14 protein-coding genes are annotated in these 22,521 nt (G+C 44.9%); 13 read left to right on the top strand and 1 reads right to left on the bottom strand.

The window, feature by feature from the left end; genetic code table 11:
* Nucleotides 1–76: 76 nt before the first annotated feature.
* The 4 genes from JZY04_RS21480 to JZY04_RS06965 all read left to right on the top strand — a co-directional run bounded on the left by JZY04_RS21480 (nucleotide 77) and on the right by JZY04_RS06965 (nucleotide 2,641).
* Nucleotides 77–172 carry a helix-turn-helix domain-containing protein gene (locus tag JZY04_RS21480; RefSeq protein WP_367271302.1) on the top strand — a complete coding sequence of 32 codons (96 nt, stop codon included), beginning with the start codon at nucleotides 77–79 and terminating at the stop codon, nucleotides 170–172.
* 180 nt (nucleotides 173–352) lie between these two features.
* Nucleotides 353–832: an HU family DNA-binding protein gene (locus tag JZY04_RS06975; protein ID WP_122130248.1), complete on the top strand. Its 480-nt coding sequence runs from the start codon at nucleotides 353–355 to the stop codon at nucleotides 830–832.
* Nucleotides 833–853: 21 nt separating this feature from the next.
* Entirely contained in the window at nucleotides 854–946 is a 93-nt protein-coding gene (locus tag JZY04_RS06970) for a smalltalk protein (RefSeq protein WP_005784981.1), read from the top strand.
* A 147-nt stretch (nucleotides 947–1,093) separates the two neighbouring features.
* Nucleotides 1,094–2,641, top strand: coding sequence for an ATP-binding protein (locus JZY04_RS06965; RefSeq protein ID WP_122141613.1), 1,548 nt, complete (start codon nucleotides 1,094–1,096; stop codon nucleotides 2,639–2,641).
* A 70-nt stretch (nucleotides 2,642–2,711) separates the two neighbouring features.
* On the opposite strand, the gene JZY04_RS06960 is transcribed toward JZY04_RS06965, so the two are convergent.
* Complete coding sequence (locus JZY04_RS06960) at nucleotides 2,712–3,713, bottom strand: aldo/keto reductase (RefSeq protein WP_044300150.1); 1,002 nt, start codon at nucleotides 3,711–3,713, stop codon at nucleotides 2,712–2,714.
* A 177-nt stretch (nucleotides 3,714–3,890) separates the two neighbouring features.
* Here JZY04_RS06960 and JZY04_RS06955 point away from each other — a divergent pair, with 177 nt between their 5' ends.
* The 9 genes from JZY04_RS06955 (at nucleotide 3,891) to JZY04_RS06915 (ending at nucleotide 22,518) form a co-directional block, all read left to right on the top strand.
* Nucleotides 3,891–6,059: a glycoside hydrolase family 3 C-terminal domain-containing protein gene (locus JZY04_RS06955; RefSeq protein ID WP_122141614.1), complete on the top strand. Its 2,169-nt coding sequence runs from the start codon at nucleotides 3,891–3,893 to the stop codon at nucleotides 6,057–6,059.
* Between the two features lie 379 nt (nucleotides 6,060–6,438).
* On the top strand, nucleotides 6,439–9,576 hold the full coding sequence (locus JZY04_RS06950) for a TonB-dependent receptor (RefSeq protein ID WP_005775546.1): 3,138 nt from the start codon (nucleotides 6,439–6,441) through the stop codon (nucleotides 9,574–9,576).
* Between the two features lie 25 nt (nucleotides 9,577–9,601).
* Complete coding sequence (locus tag JZY04_RS06945; protein ID WP_044300147.1) at nucleotides 9,602–11,269, top strand: RagB/SusD family nutrient uptake outer membrane protein; 1,668 nt, start codon at nucleotides 9,602–9,604, stop codon at nucleotides 11,267–11,269.
* On the top strand, nucleotides 11,269–12,411 hold the full coding sequence (locus tag JZY04_RS06940) for a glycan-binding surface protein (protein ID WP_122141684.1): 1,143 nt from the start codon (nucleotides 11,269–11,271) through the stop codon (nucleotides 12,409–12,411). Before JZY04_RS06945 ends, JZY04_RS06940 begins: the two co-directional genes overlap by 1 nt.
* Before the next feature lie 128 nt (nucleotides 12,412–12,539).
* Nucleotides 12,540–14,321: a hypothetical protein gene (locus JZY04_RS06935; protein WP_122141615.1), complete on the top strand. Its 1,782-nt coding sequence runs from the start codon at nucleotides 12,540–12,542 to the stop codon at nucleotides 14,319–14,321.
* Nucleotides 14,322–14,323: 2 nt separating this feature from the next.
* Complete coding sequence (locus JZY04_RS06930) at nucleotides 14,324–17,542, top strand: carbohydrate-binding protein (protein WP_122141616.1); 3,219 nt, start codon at nucleotides 14,324–14,326, stop codon at nucleotides 17,540–17,542.
* Complete coding sequence (locus tag JZY04_RS06925; RefSeq protein WP_122141617.1) at nucleotides 17,539–18,654, top strand: glycoside hydrolase family 26 protein; 1,116 nt, start codon at nucleotides 17,539–17,541, stop codon at nucleotides 18,652–18,654. Before JZY04_RS06930 ends, JZY04_RS06925 begins: the two co-directional genes overlap by 4 nt.
* Nucleotides 18,655–18,775: 121 nt before the next feature.
* Nucleotides 18,776–20,077, top strand: coding sequence for a beta-galactosidase (locus JZY04_RS06920; protein WP_032540823.1), 1,302 nt, complete (start codon nucleotides 18,776–18,778; stop codon nucleotides 20,075–20,077).
* Nucleotides 20,074–22,518 (top strand): glycoside hydrolase family 3 N-terminal domain-containing protein, encoded by a 2,445-nt coding sequence (locus tag JZY04_RS06915; RefSeq protein WP_122141618.1) that lies wholly within the window; start codon nucleotides 20,074–20,076, stop codon nucleotides 22,516–22,518. Before JZY04_RS06920 ends, JZY04_RS06915 begins: the two co-directional genes overlap by 4 nt.
* The last annotated feature ends 3 nt before the right edge of the window (nucleotides 22,519–22,521 follow it).

Genomic DNA, 22,521 nt, shown 5'->3' with positions numbered 1-22,521 from the left:
TGTGCTCCCACTTTTATACCATATCGGGTATAAAAGTGGGAGTCTTTTATTATACTTGTGCCCCAACAGGTATAATATGGAAAATCAAACGATAGCAGAATACGTAAAACAAATGCGTAGGGAAACCGGACTAACACAGGTGGATCTGTCAGAGAAAGTCGGTGTGGATTAGGTTTTGTACATGCGTTGAAATTGTTGATAATATGATACTTATAACTTTCCTTGAGGGATCGGTTCCGGATGCCCTGTTTTCCTTTGTCATCTTCCTGTAAATGTTCACCTTTGTGGCGTTGATCAACGAAATGTGAATAAAATCAGTAGTAATAACATTAAAAAAAGGAGATATAGGAATATGACTTTATTTTATAAAGCAGTGCAATCGACCATGGCAACTAAGGCCGGTGACAAGAAGTGGCATTTGAATCTGGTGAAGATAGGTAAAACGGTGTCCACCCAGCAACTGGCAGAGATGATTGCGGAGAAGTCGTCATTGACCCCGGGTGATGTACATAATGTGGTCCGGAACTTAATGACGGCAATGCGCAGCGAGTTATTGAACAGTAAGACGGTACGCCTGGAAGGATTGGGTACTTTTACGATGAAGGCGCGTAGCCGTGGAAGGGGAGTAGACAAAGAGGAGGATGTCAATCCGAACCAGGTGGGAGCACTTCTCTGTCACTTCACACCGGAATATACCCGGCCTGCCGCTATTGGCACTACCCGTGCTTTGCTTCAGGGTGTTGAGTTTCAGAAGATAGGCAGTATCGGCACTTCGGGCGGTAATGGCTCTGGAAATGGTGATGGAGACATTGTGGATGATCCGACTGCATAATAACTTTAATCAGATAAATATATGAAGAAGAATAGCTGGAATATCCTTTTAAAGGTGATTATAGCTGTGGCAAGCGCCATTGCCGGAGTGATAGGAGGGCAGGGACTGCTCTGATAACTGACCGATCGTTTCGGTTGAAAAAATAAATGCCGGTATCTGTTCGGAAGAATGGGTACCGGCATTTATTATTATGGTTAGCAAAACCGATAATTAAGAATAATCTTGTATATTTGTGAGTGAAACGATTAATAGAAATGCGTTATGGCTAAACTTTACCCGATTGGGATACAGAACTTTGAGAAAATACGTAGGGAAGGCTATCTTTATATAGATAAGACTGCATTAGTCTGTAGATTGGTAAAAACGGGTTCATATTATTTCCTGAGCCGTCCCCGTCGCTTTGGCAAGAGTCTGCTGATATCTACTCTTGAAGCTTATTTTCAAGGGAAAAAGGATTTGTTTCGTGGATTGGCAATGGAGGAATTGGAGAAAGACTGGATAAAATATCCGATTTTACATCTGGATCTGAACACGGAAAAGTATGATACGCCCGAAAGCCTGGATCGGATATTGAACGATACGTTGGCTAAATGGGAAATGGTGTACGGGACTGCTCCTTCTGAAACTTCTATTCCTTTGCGTTTCAAGGGTATTGTGCAGCGTGCCTGTGAACAGTCGGGGCAGCGGGTGGTGATTTTGATTGATGAATATGATAAACCGATGTTGCAGGCTATCGGTAATGAGGAGTTGGGAGAGAAGTATCGTGATACACTGAAAGGTTTTTATTCTGTGCTGAAAACGATGGACGGGTATATCCGCTTTGCCCTTTTGACGGGAGTTACCAAGTTTGGTAAGGTAAGTGTGTTTAGTGACCTGAATAATCTGAACGATATCTCCATGGACGAACCTTATGTGGAGTTGTGTGGAATTACAGAAAAGGAAATCCATCATTATCTGGAACCGGAAATTCGTCAGTTGGCGAAATATCAAAAGATGTCGTACGAAGATGCTTGCCGGGAGCTGAAGGAACGGTATGATGGTTATCATTTCACGGAAAATTCTATTGGTTTATATAATCCGTTCAGTATACTGAATACTTTTTATAAGATGAAGTTTGGCAGTTACTGGTTCGAAACAGGTACTCCGTCTTATTTGGTAAAACTTTTACTGCGTGATAAATATGACTTGCAACAGCTGGCGCACGATGAGGCGACATCAGATATGCTGAATTGCATAGATTCTACTTCGAAGAATCCTCTGCCGGTGATTTATCAGAGTGGCTATCTGACGATAAAAGGGTATGATGAACGTTTTGATATCTACCATCTGGGATTTCCCAATCGGGAAGTAGAGGAAGGATTTATCAGGTATTTACTTCCTTTTTATGCAAATATTGATAAAGGACAAACAGGGTTTCATATAACCCGGTTCGTTTCTGAAGTGGAACAGGGAGATTGTGATGCTTTCTTTCGCCGTCTGCAAAGTTTCTTCGCCGATACTCCTTATGAACTGGTACGTGACTTGGAGTTGCATTATCAGAATGTTCTTTTTATTGTTTATAAGTTACTTGGTTTTTATGTCCAGGCGGAGTATCATACTTCTAACGGGCGCATCGATATGGTTTTGAAGACAGAACGATACATTTATGTGATGGAGTTCAAATTTGACGGGAGTGCGGAAGAGGCTTTGAAACAGATAGAAGAAAAGGAATATGCTGCTCCGTTTGCCAATGATCCCCGTCAACTGCTAAAGGCAGGAGTGAACTTTAGCTCGAAGACAAGGAATATTGATTGTTGGGTCGTGGATTGACTCTAAATTCCATATGATAATCTGAATACTACACATCTGTGTGATCTGTTAATCTGTGGTGAAAAAGAGTTCATTGAAGAATGTTCCCGATACGTTGAATCTCGTCTGTACTGAACTTACAGTTTTCCGTCGCTTTCAGGTTGTCTGCCAGTTGACTGACGGAACTGGCGCCGATAATGACGGAGGTTACCAGATCATCTTTCAATATCCAGGCTAATGCCATTTCGGCTAAGGTTTGTCCGCGACTGCCTGCCACTTCATTCAATGCTTTGATTTTATTTAATACTTGATCGGTCAGTTGTTCTTTTTTCAGGAAACCTCCGCGGGCTATCCTTGAATCTTCAGGAATTCCATTTAGATACCGGTTAGTGAGCAGACCCTGAGCCAGAGGAGAAAAGGCGATAAAGCCGGTACCGTTCTCTTGGGCTTGCCGGAGGATACCTTGTGCTTCCGGTTCACGGTTAAACAGGTTATATCGTCCCTGATAGAGTAGACAATGCACGTCTCGCTCTTCCAGATATCGGTAGGCAAACTCTGCTTTTTCTTTGGGGTATTTGGAAATACCGATGTAGAGGGCCTTACCTTGCCGGACAATGTCGACGAGTGCCTGAAGAGTTTCTTCAAGTGGAGTTTCGGGATCGTAACGGTGGGTATAGAAAATATCTACATATTCCAGATTCATGCGTTTTAAACTCTGGTTGAGACTGCTCATCAGATATTTTCGGGAGCCCCAGTTCCCGTAAGGACCTTCCCACATGTCATGTCCGGCTTTGGTGGATATGAATAGCTCATCACGATAGGGCATAAAGGATTTCTTCATGATTAGCCCGAACGTCTCCTCGGCTGAGCCATAAGAGGGACCGTAGTTATTAGCCAGGTCGAAATGTGTGATGCCTTTGTCGAATGCAAAGTGAGCCATTCGAAGGCTATTGGCTAATGTATCTACATCACCGAAGTTATGCCAAAGGCCCAGGGAAACTTCCGGTAACAGTATGCCGCTTTTGCCACAACGGCGATACTTCATTCCGCCGGAGTATCTCGCCTTATCTGCTGAATAAATAGGATTGATCATATTCTGGAGTATTTGAGGATTAACTATGTGCAAAGATAATCGATTTATAAAGCAATATAAGTTATCAAAATAATAATTGTATTATGAATGGATAAAATAATACTGGATGGTTTGATGGAATCCCGATAATTTTGCATTATTGAAAAGCGTATGAACTAAAAACAGTGGAGATAGAATATGAAAGACATGCAAACAAAAATAGTAATGATAGGGATTCTACTTTCTGCCGGTATAATGTTGAGAGCTCAAGACAATGGAGGGTGTGAGGATTGTCCGGCTTTTAATGCAGGAGGAAAAGTGGAAGTCCGCGGTGTGAAAGAGAGGATTATCGGAGATTTGTCGCAACCGATTGCCGTTCGCGTGAAAACACTCATCCAACAGATGACACTGGCAGAGAAGGCATCTCAACTCGTGAGCGAAAGTGATAGCATCCCCAGGCTGAACCTTCCTGCTTATAATTATTGGAATGAATGTCTCCATGGAGTGGCTCGTGCAGGTGAAGTGACTGTTTTTCCACAGGCTATTAATCTGGCTTCTACCTGGGATACGGTATTGGTAAAGCGGGTGGCTTCTGCTATTTCTACGGAGGCGCGACTGAAATATCTGGAAATAGGAAAGGGGCTCACTTACTGGTCGCCTACTATCAATATGGCTCGTGACCCGCGCTGGGGAAGAAATGAAGAGACTTATGGTGAAGATCCGTATCTGACTTCACGGCTTGGAGTAGCCTTTGTGAAGGGGCTACAGGGTGATCATCCGGCTTATCTGAAAACTGTCGCAACAATCAAACACTTTGTGGCTAACAACGAAGAGAACAATCGCTTTTCCAGCTCTTCGCAAATACCGACGAAACAGTTGTATGAATATTATTTTCCGGCTTACGAAGCTTGCGTGAAAGAGGCAGGCGTGCAGTCGGTAATGACGGCTTATAATGCTTTTAACGGTGTGCCTCCCAGTGGCTCCCGTTGGCTGCTCGGTGAAGTGCTGAGAAAAGAGTGGGGATTTGACGGATTTGTAGTTTCTGATTGCGGGGCCATTGGGGTGATGAATTGGCAGCATAGGGTCGTGAATTCGTTGGAGGAAGCGGCAGCGCTGGGTGTCAACAGTGGGTGTGATTTGGAATGTGGCACTACATATAAAGAGAAATTGGTTCAGGCAGTGAAACAGGGCTTAATCTCGGAAGCTACTATTGATCAGGCTTTAACGCGGGTGCTGACCGCGAGGTTTAAGTTGGGAGAATTTGATCCGATGGAACTTGTGCCTTATAATCATTACGATAAGAAGCTATTGGCCGGCAAGAAGTTTGCGGAACTTGCTTATGAAGCGGCTGTCAAGTCGGTTGTGCTATTGAAAAATGAAAATCTGTTGCCTTTAAGTAAGGAGAAGGCTAAATCGGTAGCTGTAGTAGGCCCGTTTGCCGATCATAATTATTTAGGTGGATATAGTGGACAGCCTCCTTATTCGGTTACACTTTTGAAAGGGGTGAAAGATTTGATGGGTAAAAGAGGAAAAGTCAACTATTTGAACGGTATAGGAGCTTCCAGGGATTCTATTGTGGCTGCGGTAAAAGGAGTCGATGTGGTTCTTGTAGCTTTGGGAAGTGATGAAAAAATGGCAAGAGAGAATCATGATATGACTTCTATTTATTTACCGGAAGAACAGGAGAAACTGCTGAAAGCTATTTATCAAGTGAACCCGAGGATCGTATTGGTTTTCCATTCGGGAAATCCGCTAACTTCTGAATGGGCGGATGTGCATATACCGGCGATTATGCAGGCCTGGTACCCCGGGCAGGAAGCCGGTAGAGCCCTGGCCGATTTATTGTTTGGGAACGAAAATCCATCGGGTAAGTTACCTATGACTATTTATCGGGCGGAAGATCAGTTGCCGGATATCTTGGATTTTGATATGTGGAAAGGGCGTACTTATCGTTATATGAAGGAAGATCCTTTATATGGTTTCGGTCATGGGTTGAGTTATACATCATTTGGGTTCGATGGTATACAAGGAAGTGATACCTTGAAATCGGGCACAACGTTGCAATGTTCGGTTGAATTATCCAATACCGGTAAATGGACCGGAGAAGAAGTCGTCCAGGTGTATGTTTCCAGAGAAAATACTCCTGTCTATACATATCCGTTGAAAAAATTGGTAGCGTTTAAAAAGGTGAAACTTGCTCCAGGTGAAAAGAAGAGAGTTGAATTTAATATACCTCCCCGGGAGTTGTCGGTCTGGGAAAATGGAAACTGGAGGATGCTTACCGGAAAGTATACGCTGTTTATAGGTTCCGGACAACCGGGACTGGCAAAGGGTGTTACGAAAGGTTTTGAGGTTAAGATACAATAAGGTTGGTTTTTACAGGTTCTGAGGTAGTAGTGTTTTTTTTAAGGAAAGATTGTTTGAAGGTAATTTCTTTATGTACTTGTTCTCTGATGTAAGGGTGTGCTGATTGTATCACTATCGGATAAAATAATACTGGATTGTTAATGATAACTGCACTAATTTTACATTTGAGAAAGTTCTCCGATATTGGGATAAAACAGGTCTCGATTTCGTCTTTTAGATAAACTATGGTAGAATAACGGATGCATTGAAGGCAGAAAAGAAATAAAGAGTATTTGTCTGAATTGCATAAGTGAATGATAAAATCATACTTGTTTGTTCTCCCGGTTGACTCTATTTTTGCATTATCACAAAATTAATCATTTTAAATCAGTGTAATAGTATGAAGAACATGATGTTGTTTCTGATGGCGCTCTTGATGAGCAGCCATATGATGGCTCAGCAAACCATTGTTACAGGCGTAATCACCGATGCTAACGATGGATCTCCATTGATTGGAGCCAATGTACTGGTCAAAGGTGCCGGAACCGGTTCTATTGCCAATGTGGACGGTAAATACAGTGTAAACGTTCCGAGTGGCAAGAAGGTACTGGTCTTCTCGTGTGTGGGGTATAAAGAACAGGAGATTACTTTAAAACCCGGACAGAAAATACTCAATGTGACAATGAAGGAAGATACTGAACTGCTGGATGAGGTGGTAGTCATAGGCTATGGTACAATGAAGAAGAGTGACTTGACAGGATCGGTCACTAGTATCAAAAGCGAAGACTTGATGAAAACCAATCCGATCAGTATCAACCAGGGACTTCAGGGGCGTATTGCAGGTGTGCAGGTCAACCAGAATGATGGTGCTCCCGGAGCAGGCGTGAGTATTCAGATTCGTGGTGCGAACTCGTTTTCAACTTCTACAGAACCGCTTTACATTGTAGATGGTATTCCTTTTACCAGTAGTGGAATGCCCGGAACAGGTAAAGATGGTATGATGCAGACGGCCAATCCGCTGTCGACGATTAATCCGTCGGATATCGAGTCTATTGAGATCCTGAAGGATGCTTCAGCTACGGCTATTTACGGATCACGCGGTGCGAACGGAGTGGTATTGATTACCACTAAGCGTGGTGCGAAGGGAAAAGACAATATCAGTTTCAGTGCTAACTTCGGAATTTCAAAGGTAGTGAAGAAACTGGATATGCTGGATGGATATACATATGCATTGTATAGGAATGAAGCAGCACGGATGTTTAATGAATACGAGAATGCAAATGAAGCTATTCCTTATCCGGGCACTTCGAAAGTGGACCCGAATACCGGTGAATCGGTTTATTCTCCGGGACCGGAAGATTACCGGAATGGTACGTATCCCAGTGTAAACTGGCAGGATGAAGTATTTGAAACAGCTTTTTCTCAGGAATACAATCTGAGCGTGAACGGTTCGAATGATAAGGGGTATTATGCAATCTCCGGTAATATACTGGATCAGAGCGGTATCATTCATAACTCCGGATACAAACGTTATTCATTCCGTGCGAATCTCGCTCGTAAGGTACACGACTGGATTGAAATCGGTACGAATATGAGTTTTACCAACTCATTGAACAAGCTTGCCAAAACCAATTCTGTCAGTGATGGTATTATCCGGGGGGCCTTGTTCTATCCGGCTACAGCACCCTTGGACGATGAAACGAATAATGCCCAGTTGAACTGGTTCTCATCGAATCCTTATGTATATACCCGTGCAGCTAAAGATGAATTGACAACGAATAGTTTCTTCTCTTCTTCATTTGTGGAAATCACACCGTATAAGGATTTGAAAGTTCGTCAGAATGTGGGTTTCTCCTATAATATAAACGAACGTGATGTGTACTATAACAGAGAGACGGTGGAAGGTAAAGATCCGACAAACGGATACGCCTCAAAAGCTGATAACTGGGCGAAGAATCTGGTACTTGAAACGATGGCGACTTACAACAAAACTTTCAATAAGAATCATTCGTTGAATGTGGTTGCTGCTTTCTCTTATGAAAGAGGGGACTATGGTAATAAAGCAATGGTAGCTACCGGATTCCCCCAGGACCTGACGGAAGACTTTGATATGAGTGCCGCTGTGAATCCGCAGAAGCCGACCAGTGGACGCGGAATGACTTCTCTGGTGTCTTTCCTGGGACGTGCCAACTATAACCTGATGAATAAGTATCTGTTTACTGCCTCTTTCCGTCGGGATGGTTCCAGTAAGTTTGCACCGGGCAACAAATGGTCTAACTTTGCTTCAGGAGCTATTGCCTGGAGAGCATCGGAAGAGCAGTTTATTAAGGACCTGAATTTGTTTAGTAACCTGAAGTTCCGTGCAAGTTACGGGCAGACTGGTAATCAGGCGATAGGCGCCTATGCTACCCGTGACTATCTGACTGTGGCCAATTATCCGATTAACGGTGCACTTTCCAGTGGATTTGCCAATCTTACCTGGAGAGGACCTGCCAATCCGGATTTGAAGTGGGAGACCACGAGCCAGTATAATGTGGGTGTGGATATGGGATTCCTGCAGAACAGAATTAATTTGACTGTCGATCTGTATTACAAAAAGACATCTGACTTATTGCAGAATATACAGATACCACAAAGTACAGGTTTCTCGAATATGACGACTAACTTTGGAAATGTAACGAATAAGGGACTTGAAATTACCGGAAAGTTCTATGCGATCACCGGTAAGAACTTCAACTGGGATTTTGATGCTAATATTTCCTTTAACCGTAACAAGATCAGCGGACTTCCGGGAGATCAGTTTGCCCAGGGATGGAGTAAGGCTGATAATGTATTCCTGCAGCGCAACGGAATGCCGATCGGAACCATTTATGGATTTGTGGAAGATGGTTTTTATGATAATATTGCTGAAGTAAGAGCCGACCCGTTTTATGCAAAAGAGTCAGAAGCCGTATGTAAAGCAATGGTAGGTGAGGTGAAATATAAAGATTTGGATGGAGTAGCCGGTATTACAAATGCCGATCGCCAGGTAATTGGGGATACGAATCCGGATTTCACTTTCGGTATGACTCACAATTTTACTTATAAGAACTTTTCTTTAAGCTTTTTCCTGCAAGGATGTGTCGGAGGTGATATTTTCAATGCGAACTTACTCGAGGTGACTATGAGTGGTATTGGTAATATTCCGCTGAATATATATGAATCTCGCTGGACACCCGAAAACCGGGAGAATGCCAAATGGCCGAAAGCTTATGCCGGCTATGGAAGAACGATGAAACTGTCTGATCGTTATGTAGAAGACGGATCTTATCTGAGAATGAAGAATATTAATCTGGGGTATAAGTTTGTCTCTCCGTTTAAGGGAATTGAATCGATCAATCTGTTTGCTTCTGTCAGCAATGTATTCACCATTTCGGGATATAGCTGGTATGATCCGGATGTAAACTCTTTCGGTAGTGATGCTTCTCGCCGTGGCGTGGATTTATTCTCGTATCCAAGTAGTCGCACCTTCTCATTTGGTTTACAGTGTACGTTCTGATGTTTAACTCAAATCAAGAAAAGTCATGAAAAAAATAATATTCAAATCGTTTTTATTGCTATGGACAGTCCTGTTGGCATGTTCATGCAATGATTTGCTGGAAGAAAAGGCCTATGATTTTGTGTCACCCGAACAGTTGGGAGACAGTGAGAGTGCGGCTTCCCAGCTTGTGACAGGTACTTATAATACAGTGATCACCAGCTTTATTGCTCCGGGTTCTTATCTTTATCTGACCAATATGGATTGTGACTATGCGTCGGGTGCATCATGGGCATTTGGTAATGTCGGAGCAGGTAATCCACAAGGATTCTGGGGAATAGATCATATGTGGCAGGGCAGCTATACGTTGATTCACCGGGCAAATCTGGGTATATCCAAGATCTCGGCTATGAATAACCTGACTCCGGAGAGTAAACAGGACGCTTTGGCACAACTCTGCTTCCTTAAAGCATGGGCTTATTTTAACCTGGTGAGAAATTACGGTCCTGTGCCTATTTTCCGGAAATCGATATCGGAAGGGGAAGCTATGAGCCAGCCTCGTGCCTCGGTATCGGACGTATACACACATATCATTGAATTGCTGGAACAAGCTGAAGGAATGTATTCGAAAGATGATGCCGGGTTTGTAGCGGGACGTGCCTCGAGCGGAGCTGCCAAAGCGTTATTGGCGAAAGTATATGTTACTATGGCTTCCGGGGCGATGTCCGGTGTGCCTATCGTGGTTAAGGGAGGAGATCCGAATATATTTGAACCACAACCTATCACGCACATTGCAAAGACTGTTGCAGGTTATGAGTCTTTTGATCCGGCCAAGTATTATGCGTTGGCACGTGACAAAGCTTGGGAGGTGATAAACGAATATACCCTGTTTGATAATTATATGGACGTATGGGCCATAGGAAACCGTAATAAGGGAGAACACATCTGGATGGCACAGGCCATCAGCGGTGATAAGGACTTTGGAAACACGATCTGTCAGGATTATGTGGGCATTTTCAAAGAAGACGGTACGATGGAAGGTAACTGGTATGGTATGCGCGATCACTGGTATCTGCTTTTCGAAGAACAGGATACGCGTATTGTCGATGGAGTTATTCACCGATATGCGTCGGATGGAATATCCAATGGTAAGGTTATCTATAACTATTATCCCCGTTGGTATGCAGATAAAGTAGAGAATAAGGAGGTATATGACAGTCAGGGCAATGCTTTTGATGGTACGGAAGTCTATCATGAAGGTCAGGGGTGGACATTGGCGAAATTGACGAAATTTACTTTTGTTACAGACCGGAAACAAAAAAACAGTGATTTTCACTTTCCGTTACTCCGTTTGCCGGATATAATGTTGGTTTATGCTGAGGCTGTCAATGAATTGAATGGCGGACCGGACGCTGAGGCCTATAATCAGGTGAACCGCATTCGTACGCGTGCCCATGCCACTCCGTTCTCCGGAATGAATCAGGATGAATTCCGTTCGGCTGTACTGGAAGAGCGTGCCCGTGAATTGGCCTATGAAGCTGACCGCCGTTATGATCTTTTCCGTTGGGGTATCTATCTGGATGTGATGAATGCCATCGATATGGATGAGCATAATGTGACTAAACGTCGTTTGGAGCGTAATCTTCTATATCCGATACCTACCAGTGAGGTGAACTCTAATGATAAGATTGATTCTAACAATCCGGGATGGTAATGAATACATTCGTAACATTTAAAATTGAAGATACAATGAAAACATTTAGATATATTTTATTCGTATGGGTGATTCTGGGCTGTGGTCTGTTTGCATCGTGTAAAGATGATGAAGTGGAATATGCCCCTCTGGCTGTCACCCGGGTATCTACGGTACTCGATCGCGAACAGGGGATCGATCAGGCTAATCTTGCACAATATATCATTGTGCAAGGTACAGGATTGAATGCTGTTAATTCGATTCTGGTAAATGATGTACAGGTTGATTTGAGAGATGCGTATATCACTTCCGGAGAAATAACTTTTCCGATTCCCAGGGTAATTCCGGGAGATGTAAATAACCTGATAACTTTAGGAAACGGAAATTCTACCGTAACTACTCCGATATCGGTGTTTATTCCTGAATTGGAGGTGAACGGTATGTTCAATGAATTTACGCCGGCAGGTGATACGATGCAGGTGGTTGGCGATTATTTTGATCTTTATGAGATAACGACCGAATCGGGGCAGCTGTTCTTTGGTGGAAAAGAAGCGGAGATAACAAAAGCAACCGGTAACAGTCTGAGTTTTGTGTTGCCGGAGGATGCCGTAATAGGTTCAAAAATTAAATTAGTCAGCCCGGTTTGTGGAGAAGTCATGGTTCCCGGTAAATATATGGAAAAGGGCAATATGCTGTGTGACTTTGACCCGTTCACCGGTTGGGGAGGTGGTAAATATGTGATAAATGGTCCCGTTCCTGCTCCGTACAGCGGACAATTCTCCCGTTTCAAGATTAATAAGGGAGATGCGAATGATTGGGACTGGAACGAGGTGACTACTATTGCACAGTGTGCTGTCGAATACTTTCCCGAGGTTATTGCCGATCAGGATAAATATTTGCTGAAGTTTGAAGTAAATACAATCAAGCCATTGACCAAAAGACAGATCCGATTTTACTTCTCGCAGATTAATTACGATTGGGAACCTTTTGCATCGGGACTCGCCTTGAATACGAACGGAGAGTGGAAAACGGTTTCTATTGACCTGGGAGAAATGTGGAAAGGGGACATTCCTAATGATGGAGTTTTACAGATTATGGGTAATAGTTGGGCGGAAGATACGGATATCTGCTTTGATAATTTCCGTATTGTTCCCAAAGATTAAGGTGTGTTTAGTGAAAGGTAGTTTATTGACTGCCTGATGTAGGGTAGAGTTGGTAAAAGAGGGGCAGTTTTCTTATAACTATCCCTCTTTTTAACTCACTCCGCAATATGAATAAAAAAAGAATGACAATGCGGAAAATTCAATATTTGTTTATCGGTTTGTTCTTCTGTCTGGGGATACAGGCACAGGAGAAATTTAATATCAGGGGGGTACTTCCCTGGCATAATTTCTTGTCAGGACCTACTTCATGGAACTTGTCAGATTACCGGAATTATCTGGATGAATGTCAGAAAAATGGTATCAACTTCATTGGTTTCCACAATTATACGGGGGGTGGTGAGCGTTATGCCACTTATGTGGAACCTATGATAAAAATAGAATATAAGAATATTCTTCCTCAAGCCTGTTTTGATAATTCTCTGACTGCACGTTGGGGCTATCTGCCGATGGCTGTGAAAGACTTTGCTTATGATACGGGAAAAGCATTCCACTTACCTGCAGGGGCAGAAGCTTTCGGTAATGACGGTTCGGTTACCTCGCACTCTCCCCGGGAGCATTACGAAAGGGCCCAGGGGCTGATGCGTGATGTATTGAAAATGGCACATGAACGGGGAATTCGTATGGCTATGGGATTTGAATTCGGAGTGATTCCTCCCGAATACTTTTCTTTGAATGTAGCCGGAGACTGTTTCTATTGGCCGGGTGAATCGAATATGATTCCGAATCCGAAAAGTCAGATAGCAGCCGAGATACATTATGCTGCAATTGATGATATCCTGAAAGCTTATCCGGATATTGATTACATCTGGATGTGGCTGAATGAACATTCGTTTATGGGAGTCGATACTCAGAAAGCATTGAGGAATGTACCTTTTGCTCGTGCTTATCGGGAAAATGAAAGCTTCTTTGAGGAAGCGGCCGATTCATCGGCCCGTTTTGTCGGAGTGTGGGCGCTGGAATATATGAAACTGACTTATGATTATCTGAAATCAAAGGGTTCGCATGCCAAATTGATCCTTGGTGGCTGGGGGGGAGGACATCAGTTACCTTCATTGCTGAAAGGATTGGACAGAGCTTTGCCCAAAGATATTATTTTCAGTTGTCTCAATCCAGATCTGGGGAAAAGTCCACAACCGGAGTTTTTGGGAGAGATTGCCCGGAACCGTAATGTATGGGCAGTTCCCTGGTTGGAAGGCGATCACCAGTTGTGGCATTTTCAGCCAAGGGTCCATATGATGCGTGAACATGTGAAACTTGCCGCTAAACAGAATCTGGACGGAGTGGTTGCTATCCACTGGCGTACGGAGGAACCTCGTTTTAATTTCCGAACGTTTGCCCATTTTGCTTCGGATAAAGATGCCAAAGAAAGTGTGGAGCAGTTGTATGACAGATTTCTGACGGAGGAGTTCGGAAAAGATGCGGCTAAAAAAATGACCCCGTTGCTTGCCGGAATGGATCGGAAACAAATTCAGTGGAATGTGCCTTCGCCGGAGTTTTACGCCTATACTCCGGAATGGGGACTGCTGGACGAAAATAATGTGCGGATACGGAAAGAACTGGTGTCTTCCGGAGAATCATTATTGAAAAAGTTAAAAGGGGAGCAGCGGGATAATCTGGAACGTTTCATAGCAATGTTTCGTTTTGAACTTCTCTTGGGAGAGGTGGATCAGGCTATGATGCCTGCTTTTACCTTAAAGAAGAAAGAAGCGCAAGGTGAGAAAATAGATGCTTCACAGGAATATGCGGATGCATACCGGTTATTGCTTTCAGCACCAATCAAAGAGATGTTCGATACTTATGTGAAACGGGTTCATTCACGTGGAGAACTGGGCGTTCTTAGCTCTTTGAACCAGCGTGTGTGGCGTGAATACAATGAACTTAAAACTTATCTGGAAAATAAAATAAAATAGAAATGAGACGAATGGCATATCACCTGCTGGCTGTTTTGATTCTGGCAATGACAGCATCGACAATCAAAGCACAGATTTTATTGGTTACTTCGGGTACACCGGTCGAAGAATATGCGGCAGCAGAGCTTCAACGATATTACTATCAGTTGTCCGGGCGGCTATTATCTGTCGGACATGGAGAGGTGCCGGACAGGAAAACGGAATTTGTGCTTACAAGACTGGATCATCCGTTGATGACTTCTTGGAAAGACAATGGAGTGCTGTCTCTGGCATCAGTGCCCGGAGCACAGGGGTATGTCATTCGGACAGTGAAGGAAAAAAGCAGGCAACTGGTGGTTATTGCCGGTGCGGATGCCAGTGGACTGCTTTATGGCGTATATGGGTTATTGGAGGATCATTTAGGAATGCGTTTCTATATGAACGGGGATGTGTATCCCGATAAAAAAAAGCCGCAGACAAAGTTACCGTTTATCCGGGATGAACGTACGCCGACAATGACCGTTCGCGGATTTCTTCCCTGGACTAATTTTCCGCAATCGGCTACGATTTATTCATGGGATGATTGGCGTTACATCATAGATCAGGCTGCGCGGATGCGGATGAATTTTATTATGATTCATAATTATAACGGGTTTTGCGGGCATAATGAATTGTTTCATAATTTTGAGTATAAAGGTCATTTGTCACGTGGATGGATGCCTACCATAAAGACCGGACACGGATGGTGTTGCCCCGGATGGGATGTCAATGAATATCTTTTTGGAGCATCCGGGATTTATGATGACTATGATTTTGGAGCTGATTATGGGTTACATAATGAAACGCTGACGAATAGCCAGATCAAAGAGAAAGGAGCAACTATATTCCGCAAGGTGATCGCCTATGCACATTTGCGTGGTGTGAAAATAGGCTTAGGATTGGATATCGATGTCCTCTTGCCGGAATATCAGACTGAGCCGGATAATAGAGAAGTAATTAAGGCACAGGTTACAGAAATTGCCTGTGAATATCCGGAACTGGATTATCTGCTTTGTTTCCAGTCTGAGGGTCAGAAGAATGAAGCTTTTTATGCCCGCTGGCGGAGAGTTTTTGATGGATTCTATGAAGAGATGAAGCGGATGTCGCCTTCTACCCGTATAGCTGTATCGGGGTGGGGGCTGACCCCGGAATCAGTGAATAGTCTGCCCGAAGATGTTATTTGTGCTCCCATATCTTATTATTCGGCAGCGTTCGAACCGGGAAGTGTGTATGGCAGTCGTGAATACTGGGGATGTCCCTGGTTGGAACGGGATTTTAACAGTTCTGAATATTACTATCCTTATAATGTGGATCTTTCGGAAACCATCCGGGCCTTTGGAGATGCTTCTCCCAATATGAATGGTTTTTATGCACTGACGTGGAGACTGGCCGACGCTATTTCTCCTAAAATGTGGTATATCAGTAAGGCCCCTTGGTATAAGCGTGAAGTACTGGATTCTTCGGAGAAGGTATATCGGGATTTTGCATGTGCCAGTTACGGGAAAAATGCAGCCGATGCCATTACCGGTATTATCAATCAAAACGAGCCTTTTGCCACTGACTTTGGCGAGTGTCAGGAAACACCCGGATTTAATCAGGTGGTGCATACTTATCCGTTGATGAACCTTCGTTCGATGGCTTTTATCGGGAAAAATGGAGAAACCGTAAAGATAGAAGCTACTGGATACAAAGAGAAGAAAGGTACCCAAAATGCCCCTTGTGATGAAGGTGGTGAGTGTGTAGGGTATATTATGGCGGATGACTGGTTGGAGTATCCTGCGGTTGATTTTAGTAATAGTCCTGAGCGGATGTCCGTTCGGGTCGCTTCTGCATCTTCGGGTGGGGTTGCCACTGTTTGTCTGGACCGTCTGGAAGGCCCTGTTATCGCCCGGTTTGAGGTAAAGAATACGGAAGGGTGGCAATCTTGGAGAACGCTGACGGTTCCGGTGAGCGGATTGAAAGGTATTCATACATTGTATATTCGTTTTCAACCTTTTGATGTGATAGCCGGGGCGGAAAAATTAGCTGAAGCACAATTGAAAACCATTGATAGTTGTATGACGGTTACTCCGGATGCACTTCAGAGGTTGCGTCTTTCCCGGTTGCGTGCGCGCATTCAGGGTGCTGCTTGCCACATTGCGTTGAATGCCGGTTTTGAAGCTTATCGGTGGGATGATTTACCCGGAAAGATGGATGAATGGGCGCGCAGCTTCCTGTATCGTATCGAGGATATTTCGTCCTACGGGAATATCATGAGTACTCAGAATAGATTTGTCAAACAGAATTATGTAGCGAAAATCAATCAACTTCGTAAGCAACAGCGGGTACAGGCACCTTCGCATATCACAGCCAAGGGAACCCGTGAGGGAGCATTGGTCAGTTGGCGTAATGAAGAACCGGCGACAAAGGCTTTTGTTGTTTGTCGTAATGGAGAAGAAATTGATACATTGGCAGCCGGTGTGACATGCTATCGGGATATGTTTCATGGAGTTGCTGTCTATTCGGTGTACACGGTGGATGTTGAAGGGCATAAGAGTCCTTTGGGAATACCTGCCCGGTGTCCGGCTGGAAATGCAGATCGTGAAGCACCGGTTATTGTTATTAATTCTCCGGTGACTTCCGTAATGAAGGGAGCTCCGTTGCATATCCGGTTTTCTGTGGTTGAAGACCGGTTGCCCGAAGTTGTATCCGGAACACTTCACTATCGGAAACCGGGAGATAAAGTATGGAAAGAGTTGCCGTTTGAACGCCGGGTCAGAGCTGTCTTCACATTGACGTTGCCTGCTTCCGGGATTACCGAAGAAGGAATAGAATACTATATTTCTGTTTCCGATTCTCACAATACCTCCTTTTATCCGGCCTCTGCTCCGTTCCGGAATCATACGGTAGTGGTGACGGGAGTACAGGGGAATGATAAACCGATACCTCCGGTGGTAAAACAAATCGATAATAACCGTATGTACTGGACTTGTACGGAGAATGCGGAAATGTATCGCATCTATCGTGCTAAGACTCCCGATTTTGCAGTCGGGGCAGGTACGTTTGTGACGTTTGTAGCTGGAAATACATGCACCTTTGCCGATAATGGATTCGATTTTGACGGAACTCCTTTAAAAGGGACTTATTATTATCGCCTGACTTCCGTATCACGGTGGGATTGTGAAAGTGAGGCATCAGATATCATTCAAATAGATTATCAATGAAAAGAATTGGAATATACATTGCTACTGTGGTCTGCATCTTGTCCTGTGTTCCCCCGCAAAGGAATTTGCTGACAGAAACCAGACAGATGCTGGTTGACTCAGGCGCAACTGAACGGACGGCAGCTTTGTTTTATAACTTGCGCCAACTGACCGGGAAACAGGTTGTTTACGGACAACATAATTATGAAATGGATGGGTTTGACTCGGATACCACACGCTGGCGGGATGAAGCGAACCGATGTGACGCATACGATGTGACGGGAACTTATCCAGCTTTGGCCAGCTTTGATTTTCTTCATTTTACAAATCCCCGTAGTTGGGAAACAAAAGACCCGGATTACATCCGGCAGAAGTTTCATGCTGCATATAACCGAGGTAACGTGATTACATTCTGCTGGCATTATTACAATCCGGTGACCGGTGGAAACTTTTATGATACCACCCGGGTGGTCCGCCATATCTTACCGGGAGGTTCCCATCATGCTATATTTAAGGCTGACCTGAAAATCATTGCCGACTTTGCCCACAATGCAAAAGCCGACAACGGAGAATTGATTCCCATTATATTCCGTCCCTGGCATGAGTTTGATGGCAACTGGTTCTGGTGGGGCAGAAATCATTGCCGGGTTGAGGAGTTTAAAGAATTATATAGGTTTACGGTCACTTACCTCAGGGACTCTCTGCAGGTACATAACTTTCTGTATGCTTTCTCTCCTGATTGTGGCTTTACTACCGAAGCCGAATACCTGGAACGCTATCCGGGAGATGAATATGTAGATGTGGTAGGAATGGATAATTACTGGGATTTTCGTCCGGATGGAGGAGACACTTCTCTGGTTGTTTTGAAAGCACGTATACTGACTCAGTATGCCCGGCGGCATGCAAAACTTTCGGCTATTACCGAGACCGGTACACAGACCCGTGACTCGTTGTGGTATACGCAATTGTTGTCCATCCTGCGTTCGGAAGGAGTAGCCTTGAACTATGTGTGTAGCTGGTCCGGGTTTGCTCCTTATAAAGGACATCCGGCTGCAACCGATTTTTGCCGGTTTAAGGAAGATTCCCTGGTACTTTTTGCAGATGAGATTCCCGATTTCTATACTTGGCCTTAACCTGCTTATAATAATATCATGGAATGCTAAGATAGTATTAGGTATATATGGGGACGACGCTTATCTTTGCAATATCAGTTACAGAGTGAAAAGAATCTTATAAATAAAACATCTGATAATTATGAAAACCCTATCGAGTATACTACTGACCTTGCTGGTCGTGTTCGGGGCATGTACTTCTCCCCGGATTTCTTCCGATCCTTTTGTCCGTGTGTCAGACGGGCGTCTGACGGTGAATGGAAAACCTTACTATTATATTGGGACCAATTTCTGGTATGGAGCCATATTGGGGTCACAGGGGCAGGGGGGTAATCGTGAAAGGTTGCTTCGTGAACTCGATCACCTGAAAGCCCATGGAATCAATAACCTGCGTGTTCTTGTCGGGGCCGATGGAAAAGATGGTATCCCGACAAAAGCTGAACCTGCGCTTCAGATAGAAGCAGGCGTATATAACGATACTATTTTCGACGGACTCGATTATTTCTTATCGGAGTTGGGCAAACGGGATATGTATGCTGTGCTTTTCCTGAACAATAGTTGGGAGTGGTCGGGCGGATATTCCCAATACCTTTATTGGGCGGGACACGGTGAGGTACCGATGCCGAATATAGCCGGGTGGGATGCTTTCTCCGGTTATGTGGCACAATACGCTAAGTCTGAAAAAGCACACCGTCTGTTCCGGAATCATGTTACCCACGTCGTGAATCGTGTCAACCGGTACACGGGAAAGAAATACAGTGAAGATCCTGCGATCATGTCCTGGCAGATAGGAAATGAGCCCCGTCCGTTCGGTGAGGAGAATAAGGAAAGCTTTGCGGCGTGGATTGCGGATTGTGCGGCACTTATTAAATCATTGGACCCTAATCATCTGGTCTCGGTCGGATCGGAGGGAATGGCCGGTTGTGAAGGAGATCTTTCACTTTGGACTTCCATTCATGCCGATGCCAATATCGATTATGCCACGATTCATATCTGGCCGAACAATTGGGGATGGATCGATAAGAAAGATATTCCGGGAACTCTCGGACAGGCCATAAAGAATACTTGCTCTTATATTGACATACATGCCCAAGAGGCCTATAAAATAAACAAGCCGTTGGTGCTTGAAGAGTTCGGTTTGCCGAGAGACAGCGTAAAGTTTGCCTCGGACAGTCCGACTGTCCAACGAGACCTTTATTATAGGGAAGTGTTTGATATCGTCAAAAAGCATGCTGCCGGGAAAGGTGTTTTTCAAGGATGTAATTTCTGGGCATGGGGTGGATTTGCACAACCCCGCCACCTCTTCTGGCAAAAAGGAGATGACTACATGGGAGATCCCGGGCAGGAAGAACAAGGGTTGAATTCGGTTTATGCAACGGATTCGACAGTGGATATGATTAGAGAGACGGTAAATGATATTAACCAGATAATTCAGAAACAATGAAAATGAAATTACTGTGTATTCTGTTGCTGGGAGTGATTCCCGTATGCCCGATCCATGGCAAGGATACGTTCGGGAAGAAAAAAGATAAAGCAACGCGACTCCTTTTTTATGATCTGAATAAGAACGGGCAGATGGATACCTATGAAAACCCCTCTGTTCCGGTAGAAGAGCGTGTGGAGCACCTTCTGTCACAGATGACGCTGGAAGAAAAGGTAGGCCAGATGCTTACTTCATTGGGATGGCCGATGTACGAACGGGTGGGAGAGGAAATTCGCCTGACTGCACGGTTGGAAAAGGAAATCAGCGAATATCATATCGGGGCACTCTGGGGCTTTATGCGGGCCGATCCATGGACACAGCGCACACTGCATACCGGCCTCAATCCTTCATTGGCTGCCCGCGCCTCCAACCGTCTTCAGGCTTTTGTCATGGAGCATAGCCGTTTGGGCATTCCGTTGTTCCTGGCGGAAGAATGCCCTCATGGACATATGGCGATTGGTACAACCGTTTTTCCCACTTCCATTGGTCAGGCCAGTACCTGGAATCCGGAGCTGATCCGGCAGATGGGGCGTATTATTGCAACCGAAGCAAGTGCTCAGGGAGCGCATATCGGTTATGGACCGGTACTTGATTTAGCCCGCGATCCGCGTTGGTCACGTGTGGAAGAGACTTACGGAGAAGACCCTTATCTGAATGGAGTGATGGGAGCTGCTTTGGTTCGCGGTTTTCAAGGAGACACACTAAGGGGGCGTAAAAGCGTAATTGCCACTCTCAAGCATTTTGCCTCGTATGGCTGGACCGAAGGGGGACATAACGGAGGTACTGCCCATCTGGGCGAACGTGAACTGGAAGAAGCTATTTTCCCTCCTTTTCGTGAAGCTGTAGGGGCAGGAGCATTGTCGGTGATGAGTTCGTATAATGAAATAGACGGTAATCCGTGTACCGGAAGCCGCTATTTGCTGACAGATATTTTGAAAGACCGTTGGCAATTCAAAGGTTTCGTCGTGTCCGATTTGTATGCTATTGGCGGATTACGGGAACACGGAGTTGCAGGCAGTGACTATGAAGCAGCCGTGAAAGCTGTGAATGCCGGGGTGGATAGTGATCTGGGGACGAATGTATATGCGGAACAACTGGTTGCCGCAGTTCGAAAAGGAGATGTCGCTATGGAGACAGTAGATAAGGCGGTACGCCGCATATTATCTCTCAAATTCCACATGGGATTGTTTGATGCTCCGTTTGTTGATGATAAGCGTCCGGCACAACTGGTTGCCTCTCCCGAGCATATCGGACTGGCTCGTGAAGTTGCCCGTCAGTCGATCGTTCTGCTTAAGAATGAAGACAAGTTGTTACCGTTGAAGAAGGATATTCGTACCCTTGCCGTCATAGGTCCCAATGCCGATAATGGTTATAATATGCTTGGTGACTATACAGCTCCTCAGGCAGACGGTTCTGTGGTGACTGTTCTGGAGGGCATCCGGCAAAAAGTTTCTAAAGACACCCGTGTGCTTTATGCCAAAGGTTGTGCCGTGCGGGATTCTTCCCGTACCGGATTTGCCGATGCCATAGAGGCTGCCCGTAGTGCCGATGTCGTGGTGATGGTAGTAGGAGGATCGAGTGCCCGGGATTTTTCTTCGGAATATGAAGAGACAGGAGCCGCCAAGGTCTCTGCAAACCGGGTCAGTGATATGGAAAGTGGAGAGGGATATGACCGTGCCACACTTCATCTTATGGGCAGACAATTGGAATTGCTGGAAGAGGTTCGCAAATTGGGCAAGCCGATGGTATTGGTCCTGATCAAAGGGCGCCCGTTATTGATGGAGGGAGTCATTCAGGAAGCAGATGCAATTCTTGATACCTGGTATCCGGGTATGCAGGGAGGAAATGCTGTGGCAGATGTGCTATTTGGCGATTACAATCCGGCAGGTCGTCTCACACTTTCCGTTCCGCGTTCGGTCGGACAGCTTCCGGTATACTATAATACGAAACGTAAGGGAAATCGCAGTCGCTATATAGAAGAGGCGGGTACTCCCCGTTATCCTTTTGGCTATGGCCTTAGCTATACGACGTTCTCCTATACCGGCATGAAGGTTCGGGTGAGTGAAGAAAGCAATCACTGCCGGGTAGATGTATCGGTAACTGTACGCAACCAGGGTACAGTGGATGGTGACGAAGTGGTGCAGCTTTATCTGCGGGATGAAGTCGGCAGCTTTACAACTCCTGACAGACAGCTGCGTGCTTTCAGCCGTGTACGCCTGAAAGCAGGTGAGACCCGGGAAATAACTTTTACTCTCGACAAGAAGTCGTTGGCCCTGTATATGCGGGACGGTGAATGGGCCGTGGAACCGGGACGTTTTACAGTCATGGCAGGAGGCTCTTCCGAAGACATTGCCTGTCAGCAGGAATTTGAGATAAACCGAAAATATACTTTTAAAATGTAAATG

This window comes from Bacteroides sp. 11BF (assembly GCF_019633765.1).
Taxonomy (GTDB): Bacteria; Bacteroidota; Bacteroidia; order Bacteroidales; family Bacteroidaceae; genus Bacteroides; species Bacteroides hominis.
Note: the sequence above shows the minus strand (reverse complement) of the source record. Positions and strands in the feature narration are given on the sequence as shown.

What these genes read in the sequence shown, in the direction of transcription:
- JZY04_RS21480 (WP_367271302.1), top strand. Translation starts at nt 77, where the DNA reads ATGGAAAATCAAACGATAGCAGAATACGTAAAACAAATGCGTAGGGAA.
- JZY04_RS06975 (WP_122130248.1), top strand. Translation starts at nt 353, where the DNA reads ATGACTTTATTTTATAAAGCAGTGCAATCGACCATGGCAACTAAGGCC.
- JZY04_RS06970 (WP_005784981.1), top strand. Translation starts at nt 854, where the DNA reads ATGAAGAAGAATAGCTGGAATATCCTTTTAAAGGTGATTATAGCTGTG.
- JZY04_RS06965 (WP_122141613.1), top strand. Translation starts at nt 1,094, where the DNA reads ATGGCTAAACTTTACCCGATTGGGATACAGAACTTTGAGAAAATACGT.
- JZY04_RS06960 (WP_044300150.1), bottom strand. Translation starts at nt 3,713, where the DNA reads ATGATCAATCCTATTTATTCAGCAGATAAGGCGAGATACTCCGGCGGA.
- JZY04_RS06955 (WP_122141614.1), top strand. Translation starts at nt 3,891, where the DNA reads ATGAAAGACATGCAAACAAAAATAGTAATGATAGGGATTCTACTTTCT.
- JZY04_RS06950 (WP_005775546.1), top strand. Translation starts at nt 6,439, where the DNA reads ATGAAGAACATGATGTTGTTTCTGATGGCGCTCTTGATGAGCAGCCAT.
- JZY04_RS06945 (WP_044300147.1), top strand. Translation starts at nt 9,602, where the DNA reads ATGAAAAAAATAATATTCAAATCGTTTTTATTGCTATGGACAGTCCTG.
- JZY04_RS06940 (WP_122141684.1), top strand. Translation starts at nt 11,269, where the DNA reads ATGAATACATTCGTAACATTTAAAATTGAAGATACAATGAAAACATTT.
- JZY04_RS06935 (WP_122141615.1), top strand. Translation starts at nt 12,540, where the DNA reads ATGCGGAAAATTCAATATTTGTTTATCGGTTTGTTCTTCTGTCTGGGG.
- JZY04_RS06930 (WP_122141616.1), top strand. Translation starts at nt 14,324, where the DNA reads ATGAGACGAATGGCATATCACCTGCTGGCTGTTTTGATTCTGGCAATG.
- JZY04_RS06925 (WP_122141617.1), top strand. Translation starts at nt 17,539, where the DNA reads ATGAAAAGAATTGGAATATACATTGCTACTGTGGTCTGCATCTTGTCC.
- JZY04_RS06920 (WP_032540823.1), top strand. Translation starts at nt 18,776, where the DNA reads ATGAAAACCCTATCGAGTATACTACTGACCTTGCTGGTCGTGTTCGGG.
- JZY04_RS06915 (WP_122141618.1), top strand. Translation starts at nt 20,074, where the DNA reads ATGAAAATGAAATTACTGTGTATTCTGTTGCTGGGAGTGATTCCCGTA.